Here is a 12,132-nt window from a genome sequence, read left to right as displayed (position 1 = left end):
TCAACGCCCGTACGCGGGCGCGGAGTTGCTGCCCAAGCGGAGCAACAGCGGACCGTCACCGGCGGCCGCGTACTCCGCCACCGCTGCGTACCGGGCGGGCTCCGCCCGGCTCCGGCCGCGCGGCGTCTCGCACATCCCCGGCTCGTCCTCGGCGCCCACCGCACAGGTGATCTGCACGGTGCGCCCCTCGGGCGCCATGAGCGTCAGTACGGCGCTCAGGCCCCCGCCTGTCGTGTTGCGGTAGTAGGTGCGCGCCCAGGTCTCCCGCTCCTGGCGCAGCACACAGGTCTGCGCCTCGATGCCTTCGGGAGAGGTGAGTTGGGGGCCGCACTGGGCGGCGGCGGCCGACCCCAGGCCGGCCAGGAGCGAGGTGGCGGGCCGGTCGACGACGACGGCCGGTTCCTTCCCCGTGCCGCCGCGCGGCTCCCCCGCCGCGGCCCCGGCCGGCTTCTCGTCCACGCCGCGGTCCACGCCGCCGTCCGCGGCGTCCCTCGCGGCGTCGGCCAGGCGGGCCTCCGTCGCTTCCCGCGTCGTGCCCGAAGGCTGCTGGGGCGGCGGCGCGGCCGGGCGGGCGGAACGGTCCCCCAGGACCCCCGCGGAGGCACCGGCCAGCGGCAGGGCGGCGGTCAGCACGATCACGGAGAGCAGCCCGAACAGCCGAAGACGCGAAGGGCGCCTTTCCTGCTCGGGCCCGGTCGGAACCTCGGGAAGCGGGGGCGCGGCGGGCATGCGCCGAAGATATCGGCGCACACCCGTCCCGGCGGCTCGCCGCGCGCCGCGTACCGCTACAACTCGGGTGCGCTCACACCCGTACGAGTGAGTGCGTCCACGGCCGTGTCGACCACGGCCTCCACATCAGGTGTCCAGGGCGCCGCGGAACCGGGCAGCGGCGCGCGCTCCCAGCGGACCTGCCCCGCGCCCGTGGCGGACGGCGGAAGGGCGAGATAGCCGCCCTCACCGTGGAACCTGAGAGAGCCGGGGACGTGGTCCTGCGCGTACAGAAGCTCGCCGAGCTGCTCCATGCCGTACGGCGCCACGAGGATCGCGAGGCGCTCCGGGGTCGCGATGACCGGGCCGAGCCGCACATCGGCGCGGTCGAGCGCGGCGAGAGCGCGGGCGCCCGCGACAGCGGGGAGGCTCACGGCGCAGGGCGCGCGCCCCCCGGACGCACCGGACGAGGCACCTGTGGCCAGCACGATCGGGGCTCCCGGCCGATTGGCCCACCACCACCGGACCAGCCGCTCGTCGGTCGTCGCCGCGAGCAGGCCCGGGTCGAAGGGGTGCGCGCCGGGCACGGTGCATTCCGGGTCGGGGCAGGCGCACCGGACGCCGTCGCGGCGCCCCGCCTCGGCAAGTCCTATGCCCGGCAGTACCGGCCACCGCCACGATGTCGCGTACGTGAGGGCCGCGCCGATCTGGTCAGACTTCCCGCTGTCCCGCCTGGACAGGAGCCTGCGTCGCCTTCCGAGGATCTCGCGCATGAGCGCTCGTTCCTTTCCGTTGACCGAAGAGAACGCTTAGGGCCACATCACACCTTGTACCGAACAGTCGCTGTGCGTACGTGCTGCGGCGCTTCACCACAGCTCTGGTCGCCGGCCCGAGGCAAGGGTGAACCCCTATAGTCCGAGCGCCTGCTGTGTGCTTCGAAAGCCTGGCGTGGGGTGGCGGCGCCTGGCGTTTGCCATCCCGCGTATTTCTCGTCGCCTCCCCCACGGGAGGATGGGGCACGGTCGTCGATGGTTAAGACGTCCGGTTCCGTCACCAGGTTCCGGGTGGATCCCAACTGCCCCTGGCCTTCACCGACTACGTACCCACCGCGGCCGCTATGACGCTCCGTCGAACCATGCCAGTCGACCCCAATGCCCCGTTCCCCGAGTCGGTTTCTGGCCAAGTTGGAACGATCTGGACCGGTCGATGATCACGGACGAGAACAGAGATCGCATTACCGCAGAAGCCACTTGAGCACCACCAACACCAGGAATTCCCGCAGGACAATGCTGGACATCCCCTCTTCAGTGCGTGTAGATGTGGAGACATTGCCGGGCGGCGCAGAATGACATGGGGGTTTGCGATGCTATTGAGCAATACGCGCCGGTCAGAGAGCCGGACGCCATGACGACCCCACATCTGCCGAAAGTGGCTGGAATCGATTCCCCTCCTGGACAGGTTCCCCCTCCCGCCCACACTGTCGCGCCCGCGCCCGCCGTCTCACCGGCCGCTTCCGCCCCCGTGGCCCCCGGCGCCCTGATCCAGGACAAACTCGCCGGCTGGGTCTCCGACCTCACGACGCTGCACGAGCTCACCGAGCGCCTGGCCCGCACCGCGACGCTCGACGACGCCCTGCACGAACTGCTGCGCGCCGGAGCCGCCCTCGTGGGCGCCCGGCGCGGTCTCGTCGTCCTGGAGCCGGGCGACGGCCTCGGCCCGGACCGCACCCTGGCCCTCGGCCTCTCCCGCCCCGACCTCGGCCACATCGAGACGGTGCCGCGCGGTGCGACCTCCTACGGGCGCATCCTCGACGGCCTGAGCGCCGAGGACGAGACCCGCGCCGACCTCTTCGCCGAGGACGGGCTCGACCCGCGCCACCGCGAGGTCGCCGCCCGCCTCGGCTACGCGGCGAGCTACGCGCTGCCGCTCGCCACCGACGGCGCCGGCCGCCTGGGCGCGGCCGTCTGGTTCTACGACGAACCGGCCGCCCCCGCCGAACGCGCGCGCCACCTCATCGGCCTGTACGCGCGCTACGCCACCGAGCACCTGGGCCGCCTGCGCGAACTGGAGCGCACGCGCGCGTGGTCGCGCACCGTCTCCGACGAACTGCTGCCCGCCCGGCTGCCCCGGGTCCCCGGCGTCGAGCTCGCCGTGCGCCACCGCTCCGGGCCGCGCGGCGGCGGCGACTGGTACGACGCGCTGCCGCTGCCCGAAGGGGCCCTCGGCCTCGCCGTCGGGTCCGTCACCGGCTCCGGCGCCGACGCGCTCGCCGCGATGGGCCGGCTGCGGGCCTCGCTGCGCGCGTACGCCGTGATGGAGGGCGAGGACCCCGTCGCGGTCCTGTCCGACCTGGAGCTGCTGCTGCGCCTCACCGAGCCCGCCCGCAGCGCCACCGCCTGCTTCGCCTACTGCGAGCCCACGCAGCGCACGATCCTGCTCGCGGGCGCCGGGCACACCCCGCCCCTGGTGATCGGGGAGCGGCGCACCGAGTTCGTGGAGACGACGCTCTCCGCGCCGCTGGGGATGCTCGCCTGCTGGGAGGCGCCGAGCGTGGAGATCGCGCCGGACCCGGGCGAGACGGTGCTGCTGTACACGGACGGCCTCCTGCACCGCACGGGCGACCCGATGGACCGCGCCTTCGCCCGGCTGCACGCCGCCGCGGCGAGCGTCCCGAGGGCGCTGCGCGAGGACCCGGGCGCCGTCGCCGACCACGTCCTGCACACGGTGCTGCCGGACGGGCTCGACGCCGCCGGCAGCGACGAGGACGTGGTGCTCCTCGCGGCCCGCTTCGCGTAGGCGGACCCCCACGCTCGGTAAGAGGCCATCCGGCCCTGGACCCCCTTCCGTACGCTCGTACGATGGAGGGGGTCCACTGCCATATCAGGCCATACCCCGGTCATTCACCGGACCCGTCGAGGAGGAACCGTGTCGGAGGAGCTCACCCCGGAGAACCCGGAGGCCCCGGAGGGCGACGAGCCCATCAAGCAGCGCAAGAACGGCCTCTACCCGGGCGTGTCCGACGAGCTCGCCGAGAACATGAAGTCCGGCTGGGCCGACACCGAACTGCACGACCTGCGGCCGATCGCCCAGGCGGCCGAGACGGCCGCCCGGCGGGCCGCCCTGTCCGCGCGCTTCCCGGGCGAGCGGATCGTCGTGCCCGCGGGCAACCTCAAGACCCGCTCGAACGACACCGAGTACGCCTTCCGTGCCTCCGTCGAGTACGCGTACCTGACCGGCAACCAGACCGAGGACGGCGTCCTCGTCCTGGAGCCCGTCTCCGACGGCCACCGCGAGACGATCTACCTGCTGCCCCGGTCGGACCGGGAGAACGGCGAGTTCTGGCTCAGCGGCGACGGCGAGCTGTGGGTGGGCCGCCGGCACTCCCTGGCCGAGGCCGAGAAGCTGCACGGCATCCCCGCCGCCGACGTGCGCGACCTCGCCGACCGGCTGCGCGAGTCGACCGGCCCGGTACGCGTCGTGCGCGGCTACGACGCCGGCATCGAGGCCGCGCTGACCGACAAGGTCACCGCGGAGCGCGACGACGAGCTGAAGACCTTCCTCTCCGAGGCGCGGATCGTGAAGGACGCGTTCGAGGTCGGCGAGCTGCAGAAGGCCGTCGACTCGACCGTCCGCGGCTTCGAGGACGTCGTCAAGGTGCTCGACAAGGCCGAGGCGACGAGCGAGCGCTACATCGAAGGCACGTTCTTCCTGCGCGCCCGCGTCGAGGGCAACGACATCGGCTACGGCTCCATCTGCGCCGCCGGCCCGCACGCCTGCACCCTGCACTGGGTGCGCAACGACGGCCCGGTCCGCTCCGGCGACCTGCTGCTGCTCGACGCCGGTGTGGAGACGCACACGTACTACACCGCCGATGTCACGCGCACGCTGCCGGTCAACGGCGTGTACAGCGAGATCCAGCGCAAGATCTACGACGCCGTGTACGAGGCCCAGGAGGCCGGGATCGCGGCCGTGCAGCCGGGCGCCAAGTACCGCGACTTCCACGACGCCTCGCAGCGCGTGCTCGCCGAGAAGCTCGTCGAGTGGGGGCTCGTCGAGGGCCCGGTCGAGCGCGTCCTGGAGCTGGGTCTGCAGCGCCGCTGGACCCTGCACGGCACCGGCCACATGCTCGGCATGGACGTGCACGACTGCGCCGTCGCGCGGACCGAGAGCTATGTGGACGGCACGCTGGAGCCGGGCATGGTCCTCACCGTCGAGCCGGGCCTGTACTTCCAGGCCGACGACCTGACGGTGCCCGAGGAGTACCGCGGCATCGGCGTGCGGATCGAGGACGACATCCTCGTCACGGAGGACGGCAACCGGAACATGTCGTCCGCGCTGCCCCGGCAGGCCGACGAGGTCGAGGCGTGGATGGCTCGCCTGAAGGGCTGACCCACCGACCCCCTGGGTCCCTCGCACCACAGACGGGCGGGGCCGCCATACGCACAGCGCGTATGGCGGCCCCGCCCGTCTGCAAGGCGTCAGACCGCCAGGAGCGGGGTGTCCGTGCGCCACTTGAGGATCTTGTCGAAGCTGACCACCACGCCCGACCTGCCGGGCCTGTTCACGACGTGCACGTGGTCGGCGAGCTCATGGATGAGGCACAGGCCCCGGCCGCTCTCCGCGTCGTCCGGCGCCTGCTGGAGCGCCGCGCGGCCCTTGCGCGCGGGAATGCCCGGACCGGAATCCGCGACTTCGATGCGGCACATCTCGCCGTCCAGGTAAGCGGTGACCCGGTAGGCGGCGGACGACTCGTTCGCGGCCGCGTCGCCGCCGTGCTCGACCGCGTTCGCGCACGCCTCGCTGAGGGCGACGGAAAGGTCGTAGGAGATGTCCGGGTCGACGCCCGCGGTCTCCATGGCGCCGACGAGCAGGCGTCTGGCGAGCGGCACGCTCGCAGCCTCGCGCCGCAGATGGAGTGACCACCAGATGCTCATGCTCCAGCCTCCTGGGCGCGGCTCGACATACCGATACGTATTGCCATCACCGACCCGCCGCAATCGCTCAGTTGACGTGAGACCGCCCATATGGCCGACGCGGACGAGGCACTCGGCGCGGTAGGGGAGATTCCCGACCTTGTGGACCTGCCGTATGGGACGGGTAAGGCCAGTGGGATGATGACCCCGCCATGTCTGCCCCCCGCAAGCACACAGTGCGCAGCGCGGCCGATCTCCGGCTGCTGAGGGCCGCGGTGTTCGCCGCGGTCTGCGTCGTGCTGTCCGCGGCGGGGCACGTCCTCGGTTCGACGGCCACCGTCCCGCTGTGGACGCTGTCGCTCGCCTTCGTCGCCGTCTTCTGTGTGACGGTGCCGCTGGCCGGCCGGGAGCGCACGCTGCCGGGCATCGCCGTCACGCTGGGGATCGGGCAGATCGGCCTGCACAGCCTCTTCGCCGTCGGGCAGCACGCGCCGATGGCCATGGACGCCCGGGCTCCCTCCGTCGTGGAGCGGGCCGCGCACCTGATGTGCGGGGCGGGCGCCTCCGCGATCAGCCCGGTCCAGGCGCAGCGCATCCTCGACCAGGCGCGGGTCCCCGCGGGAGCCACCGGCGGGATGCACCACGACGTGCCCGCCATGACGGGCTCCCCGATGCCGCTGCTGCCCTCGCTGCCGATGCTCATCGGGCACCTGCTGGCCGCCATGGCCGCCGGGTGGCTGCTGCGCCGCGGCGACCTCGCCCTGGGCCGGATCGTGCGGCTCTCCAGGCTGTCGGCCGGGTCGGTCGCCGAAGCAGCCCTCGTCCGCTCCCTGCGGGCGGCCCTCGCGCTCGTGCGTGCCCTGTGGGCGGGCCTTCCGGGTGCGCCCGGGGCCCTGCCGCACGTCGCTCGCACAGCCTTCCCCGCCCGGCCCGCGTTGCGGGCGGCGGCACTCCAGCACTCCGTGATCCGGCGCGGTCCGCCCTCCGCCACCGAAGCGTTCCTTCTCGCTGCCTGACACAGCATCCGTACTCCTGCGTGGCTCCAGTGGTCCCGCGTGGGATGAGGCGTGCTGTGCGGCACACGCGCGTACCCGCGTTTTTCGCCGCCCTGTAGTGCGTCGCTCTGTGGGCCTGCGCTGCGTAGTGCGGTCCTGTTCCGTGCGGCTCCCTGTGGTGCGGTCCCGCGTGGACGCGCCCCTCACCCTTCGTTGGATCCCGCTGAACGTGGAGTTCTCTCAGTCATGAAGAAGATGTCCCGCGCCGCTCTCGTCGGTGCCGCCGCCGTCTCCTCCGTCGTCCTCGTCTCCGCTCCCGCCTTCGCGCACGTGAGCGTGCAGCCGGAGGGCGCCGCCGCCAAGGGCGGCTACGCCGTGGTCGACTTCAAGGTCCCGAACGAGCGCGACAACGCCGCGACCACCAAGCTCGAGGTGAACTTCCCGACGGACCACCCGCTGGCCTCGGTGATGCCGCAGCCGATCCCGGGCTGGAAGGCCGAGGTCACCAAGTCGAAGCTGGACAAGCCGCTGGAGATGCACGGCGAGAAGATCACCGAGGCCGTCTCCAAGGTCACCTGGACCGCGACCGGTTCCGGCGCCGACAAGGGCGTCCAGCCGGGCTATTTCCAGAAGTTCCCGGTCTCCATCGGCGCCCTGCCGACCGACGCCGACGAACTCGTCTTCAAGGCCATCCAGACGTACTCCAACAAGGAGGTCGTGCGCTGGATCGAGCCGCAGCAGGAGGGTCAGGAGGAGCCGGAGAACCCGGCGCCCGTCCTCGCGCTGACCGCCGCGGCCGACGACGAGCACGGCGCGTCCGGTGCCTCCGGCGCCTCCGATGACGACCACGGCGACGACAAGGAGGCCACCGCGGCCTCGACGTCGTCGTCCGACGGCTCCGACAGTGACACCACCGCCCGCGTCCTCGGCATCGTCGGCATCGTCGTCGGTGCCGCCGGTGTGGCGTTCGGCGTCCTGGCGGGCCGTCGGCGCACCGCCAGCTGATCCACCCGCGGCGGCTGCCGGGGTCGCGGTGGGCGACCCCGGCAGCCGCCGGCCCCCTCACCTCTGGGACATTCCTCTATGCGCAAGACCATGAACAAGACCCTGCTCGCCGCCGCCGGCCTGGCCACCGCGGCCACCCTCACGCTGACGGCCTGCGGCAGTGGTGACGACGGCGGCAAGCCCGTCGCCGACGTCTCCTCCCAGACCGGTTCGCAGCAGGTGGCGACCGTCCTGGACCAGCCCTTCAAGAAGCCGGACCTGGTCCTCACCGACACCCACGGCAAGAAGTTCGACCTGCGCGAGCGGACGAAGGACAGGCCGACGCTGATCTACTTCGGCTACACGCACTGCCCGGACGTCTGCCCGCTGACGATGAGCAACATCGCCGTCGCCAAGAAGTCGCTGCCCAAGGCCGAGCAGGACAAGCTCCAGGTCGTCTTCGTCACCACCGACCCCGACCGGGACACCCCGGCCGTGCTCGGCAAGTGGCTCAACGCCCAGGACCCCGACTTCATCGGCCTGACCGGTGACTTCACCACCATCCAGGACAGCGCCCGCACGCTCGGCATCTCCATCGAACCGACGCAGAAGGACAAGAACGGCAAGCTCGTGTCGATGCACGGCACGCAGGTCATCGCCTTCTCACCGAAGACGAACGCCGGTTACGTCCTCTACGGCGAGGACGCCACCGTCGACGACTACACCAAGGACCTCCCCAAGCTCATCACGGGAGCGAAGCCGTGAGGCGGCGCGCACTGGCTCCCGGAGCCGTGGCCCTGGCCCTGGGACTCGCGCTCACCGCGTGCGGCTCCGACGGATCAGACGACGCGCCGGATCTGAAGGTCGAGGGCGCGTTCATCCCCGCACCCGCCTCCGGCTCGATGGCGGCGGGGTTCTTCCTCGTCCACAACAGCGGCGGCACCGACACCCTCTCCTCCGTCGACAGCCCCATCGCCGGACAGGTCACCCTGCACAGCACCGAGGGCGGCGTGATGAAGGAGCAGAAGTCCTTCGCCGTGCCCGCCGACGGCGAACTGGACTTCGAACGAGGCGGCAACCACCTCATGTTCGAAAACCTGAAGCACCTGCCGAAGGAGGGCGACAAGGTGTCGGTGACGCTGCACTTCTCGAAGGCCGGCGCCGTCACCGTCTCCTTCCCCGTGAAGGCCGCCACCTACAACCCGACGTCACACGCGTCGGACGCTTCTCACTGAAGGGGCTGACCCGTACGTGAAGACCATCGCTCCCCGTTTCCGGCACCTGGTGCTGCTGCTCCTCGCCGTCACCGGCGCGCTCCTGGCCGGTGCCGCCCCCGCCTCCGCGCACGCCGCGCTGACCGGGAGCGACCCCAAGCAGGGAGCGGTGGTCCAGACGGCGCCCGAGCAGGTGTCACTGACCTTCTCCGAGGACGTCGCCATGTCCGACGGCGCGGTGCGCGTGCTCGACCCCGCGGGCAAGCGCGTCGACGACGGCAAGGCGGGCCACCCCGGGGGCACGACCTACTCGGTCGGGCTCCACTCCGGGCTGCCCGACGGCACGTTCACCGTGGCCTACCAGGTCGTCTCCGCCGACAGCCATCCCGTCTCCGGTGCCTTCACCTTCTCGATCGGGGCCCCGTCCAAGACCACCGCCGTGGTCGGCGACCAGAACGCCGGCGGCGGTGTGGTCGGCGCGCTCTACGGCGTCGCGCGCTACGTCTCGTACGCCGGCTTCGTGCTGCTCGTGGGCGGCGCCGCGTTCGTCCTCGGCTGCTGGCGGCGCGGCGCCGGGATCAAGCCCGTGCAACGGGTCGTCGTCGCCGGCTGGACCGCGCTCACCACCGCGACCCTCGCTCTGCTGCTGATGCGCGGTTCGTACACGAAGTCGGGGAAGCTCGGCGACATCTTCGACATGACGCTGCTCGGCGAGGTGCTGCAGACCAAGAGCGGCGCCGCGCTCACGTCCCGTCTGCTGCTGCTCGCCGCGGCCGCCCTGTTCATAGCGGTGCTCTTCGGCGCCTATGTGAAGCGGACCGAGGACGGTGACGAGAAGGAGGTCAAGGACCTCACCTTCGGGCTCGCCATCGGCGGTGCGGTCGTCGCCGCCGGGCTCGGCGCGACCTGGGCGATGGCGGAGCACGCCTCGACCGGTATCCAGGCCGGTCTGGCCATGCCCGTCGACGTGCTGCACCTCTTGGCCGTGGCGGCGTGGCTCGGCGGTCTGACGACGCTGCTCGTCGCGCTGTACCGGGCCCCCTCCATCGAGGCGTCCGCGGTGCGCCGCTTCTCGCGGGTGGCGTTCTCCAGCGTCGTCGTGCTCGCCGTGACCGGGCTCTACCAGGCCTGGCGCCAGGTCGGCACCTGGTCGGCGCTGACCGGGACGCGGTACGGGCAGCTGCTGCTGCTCAAGGTCGGGCTGATCGCCGTGCTCCTGGGCATCGCCTGGTTCTCGCGCCGGTGGACGGGACGGCTCTCCGAGGGGCTCGTCTCCGAGGGGACCGAGACGCCGGAGGACGCGGAGGCCTCCGCGTCCTCCGCGGCCCCGGTGGCTGCCAAGCCCTCCGCGACGAAGAAGCCGGTCCCGGTCGGTGCGGGCGCCCAGGGCGACGGCTCCGACGCGGGCGCCGGCGAGGGGTCCGGCGCGCGGGGCGAGGACCCGGAGCGGGCCGCGCAGCTCGCCCGGCAGCGGGCCGCGGTCGCCACCGCCCGCCAGAAGCGGGTCCGCGACGCCGATCCGCACCGCTTCGGCCTGCGCCGCTCCGTGCTCGCCGAGGCAGGCGTGGCGGTCGTCCTGCTCGCCGTCACCACGGTCCTGACGACGACCGAGCCGGGCCGCACCGAGGAAGAGGCCACGTCCGCCACTTCGGCGGCGCAGGCGCAGTCCGGGCCGCTCTCCCTGAAGCTGCCCTTCGACACGGGCGCCAAGGAGGGCAAGGGCACGGTCGTCGTCGAACTCGACCCCGGGCGCACCGGCAACAACGAGATGCACCTCTACGTGGAGCGCCCCGGCGGTCAGGCCTTCGACGTCCCCGAGGTGAAGATCGCTTTCACCCTGGAGGCCAAGAAGCTCGGCCCGCTGCCCGTCGTGCCCGACCACATCGCCACGGGACACTGGACGGCGAGCGGTGTGCAGCTGCCCGGCGCGGGCGACTGGAAGATCGCGGTGACCGTGCGCACCTCCGACATCGACCAGGTCACGGTCACCAAGAACGCGAAGATCGGCTGAACCACCATGGCTGACACTCAGAGCCGGACGGCACCGGAGACGGGCTCCCCGTCCTCCCCGGGCATCACCCGGCGGCGTCTCCTCGGCACGGCCGGTGCCACGGGCGCCGCCCTCGGCGTGGCCGGAGCGGGCGCGGGATACGCCGTCGCCGCGTCGAACACCCCCGAGCAGCCCGCCGCGCTGGCGTCGCTGGGCAGCGAGGCGGTGATGTTTCACGGGAAACATCAGCCCGGCATCACCACGCCGATGCAGGCCAGTGGCCACCTCGTCGCCTTCGACCTGACCGCGGGGGCTGGCCGCAAGGAGGCCGCCGCGCTGCTGCGGCGCTGGTCGGCGACGGCGGAGCGGCTGATGGCGGGCGAGCCGTCGCCTTCCGACGACACCGACGTCGCCCGGGACGCCGGGCCGTCCTCCCTCACGGTCACCTTCGGTTTCGGCCACAGCTTCTTCGCGCGCACCGGCCTGACCGCGCAGCGCCCCGCCGCGCTCGACCCGCTGCCGGACTTCTTCTCCGACCACCTCGACAAGGCGCGCAGCAACGGCGACCTGTGGGTGCAGATCGGCGCCGACGACTCCCTCGTCGCCTTCCATGCGCTGCGCGCGCTCCAGAAGGACGCGGCCGGTGCGGCGAAGGTGCGCTGGCAGATGAACGGCTTCAACCGCTCGCCCGGCGCCACCGCCCGCCCCCTGACGACCCGCAACCTCATGGGGCAGATCGACGGCACCAACAACCCCAAGCCCGCCGAGGCCGACTTCGACCGGCGGATCTTCGTCCCGGCGTCGGGTTCGCCCGCGTGGATGGCGAACGGGTCGTACGTCGTCGTCCGCCGGATCCGGATGCTGCTGGACGACTGGGAGAAGCAGTCGCGTACGGCCCAGGAGGCGGTGATCGGGCGCAAGAAGTCGACCGGAGCCCCGCTGTCCGGCGGGGACGAGACGACCGAGCCCGACCTGGAGAAGACGGACGCGCGCGGCGACCTCGTCGTCCCGATCAACGCGCACGCCCGTATCAGCCGCCCCGACCAGAACGGGGGTGCCGCGATGCTGCGCCGCCCGTTCTCCTTCCACGACGGCTTCGACGCGGACGGCGCCCCGGACGCCGGGCTGCTGTTCGTCTGCTGGCAGGCGGACCCGCTGCGCGGCTTCGTGCCCGTGCAGCGCAAGCTCGACCGCGGGGACGCCCTGTCCTCGTTCATCCGGCACGAGGCGAGCGGCCTGTTCGCCGTCCCCGGCGGGGCACGCGAGGGCGGATATGTGGGCCAGGAGTTGCTGGAGGGCTGACCGGCCGCATGCGTGAGCCGGGCCGC

General features: G+C 72.3%; 11 protein-coding genes. 8 read left to right on the top strand and 3 right to left on the bottom strand.

Annotation, left to right across the window (positions count from 1 at the left end; all coding sequences use genetic code 11):
• Together ACIBW6_RS16490 and ACIBW6_RS16485 are read right to left on the bottom strand one after the other, a co-directional pair.
• Window positions 1–729 carry a hypothetical protein gene (locus tag ACIBW6_RS16490; protein WP_399060007.1) on the bottom strand — a complete coding sequence of 243 codons (729 nt, stop codon included), beginning with the start codon at window positions 727–729 and terminating at the stop codon, window positions 1–3.
• A 56-nt stretch (window positions 730–785) separates the two neighbouring features.
• Window positions 786–1,481 carry a bifunctional DNA primase/polymerase gene (locus ACIBW6_RS16485; protein ID WP_399060006.1) on the bottom strand — a complete coding sequence of 232 codons (696 nt, stop codon included), beginning with the start codon at window positions 1,479–1,481 and terminating at the stop codon, window positions 786–788.
• A 631-nt stretch (window positions 1,482–2,112) separates the two neighbouring features.
• On the opposite strand from ACIBW6_RS16485, the gene ACIBW6_RS16480 reads away from it, so the two are divergent.
• Both ACIBW6_RS16480 and ACIBW6_RS16475 read left to right on the top strand, forming a co-directional pair.
• Window positions 2,113–3,504 (top strand): PP2C family protein-serine/threonine phosphatase, encoded by a 1,392-nt coding sequence (locus ACIBW6_RS16480; RefSeq protein ID WP_399060005.1) that lies wholly within the window; start codon window positions 2,113–2,115, stop codon window positions 3,502–3,504.
• 129 nt (window positions 3,505–3,633) lie between these two features.
• Window positions 3,634–5,097 (top strand): aminopeptidase P family protein, encoded by a 1,464-nt coding sequence (locus ACIBW6_RS16475; RefSeq protein WP_399060004.1) that lies wholly within the window; start codon window positions 3,634–3,636, stop codon window positions 5,095–5,097.
• 89 nt (window positions 5,098–5,186) lie between these two features.
• On the opposite strand, the gene ACIBW6_RS16470 is transcribed toward ACIBW6_RS16475, so the two are convergent.
• Window positions 5,187–5,642, bottom strand: a complete 456-nt coding sequence (locus tag ACIBW6_RS16470) for an ATP-binding protein (protein ID WP_399060003.1) — start codon at window positions 5,640–5,642, stop codon at window positions 5,187–5,189.
• A gap of 191 nt (window positions 5,643–5,833) precedes the next feature.
• Here ACIBW6_RS16470 and ACIBW6_RS16465 point away from each other — a divergent pair, with 191 nt between their 5' ends.
• The 6 genes from ACIBW6_RS16465 (at window position 5,834) to efeB (ending at window position 12,106) form a co-directional block, all read left to right on the top strand.
• On the top strand, window positions 5,834–6,637 hold the full coding sequence (locus ACIBW6_RS16465; RefSeq protein ID WP_399060002.1) for a hypothetical protein: 804 nt from the start codon (window positions 5,834–5,836) through the stop codon (window positions 6,635–6,637).
• Between the two features lie 225 nt (window positions 6,638–6,862).
• A complete protein-coding gene (locus ACIBW6_RS16460) occupies window positions 6,863–7,621 on the top strand; it encodes a YcnI family protein (RefSeq protein WP_399060001.1) in 759 nt (252 codons plus the stop codon).
• 90 nt (window positions 7,622–7,711) lie between these two features.
• On the top strand, window positions 7,712–8,365 hold the full coding sequence (locus tag ACIBW6_RS16455; protein ID WP_399060038.1) for an SCO family protein: 654 nt from the start codon (window positions 7,712–7,714) through the stop codon (window positions 8,363–8,365).
• On the top strand, window positions 8,362–8,835 hold the full coding sequence (locus ACIBW6_RS16450; RefSeq protein WP_399060000.1) for a copper chaperone PCu(A)C: 474 nt from the start codon (window positions 8,362–8,364) through the stop codon (window positions 8,833–8,835). The genes ACIBW6_RS16455 and ACIBW6_RS16450 overlap by 4 nt, the downstream gene beginning before the upstream one ends.
• 16 nt (window positions 8,836–8,851) lie before the next feature.
• Entirely contained in the window at window positions 8,852–10,825 is a 1,974-nt protein-coding gene (locus ACIBW6_RS16445; protein ID WP_399059999.1) for a copper resistance CopC/CopD family protein, read from the top strand.
• A 6-nt stretch (window positions 10,826–10,831) separates the two neighbouring features.
• Window positions 10,832–12,106 (top strand): iron uptake transporter deferrochelatase/peroxidase subunit, encoded by a 1,275-nt coding sequence (gene efeB, locus ACIBW6_RS16440; protein ID WP_399059998.1) that lies wholly within the window; start codon window positions 10,832–10,834, stop codon window positions 12,104–12,106.
• Window positions 12,107–12,132: the final 26 nt, after the last annotated feature.

It is taken from the genome of Streptomyces sp. NPDC049813 (assembly GCF_044465085.1).
Taxonomy (GTDB): Bacteria; Actinomycetota; Actinomycetes; order Streptomycetales; family Streptomycetaceae; genus Streptomyces.
The sequence above is the reverse complement of the archived record's forward strand: the minus strand, read 5'-3'. Positions and strand labels throughout refer to the sequence as shown.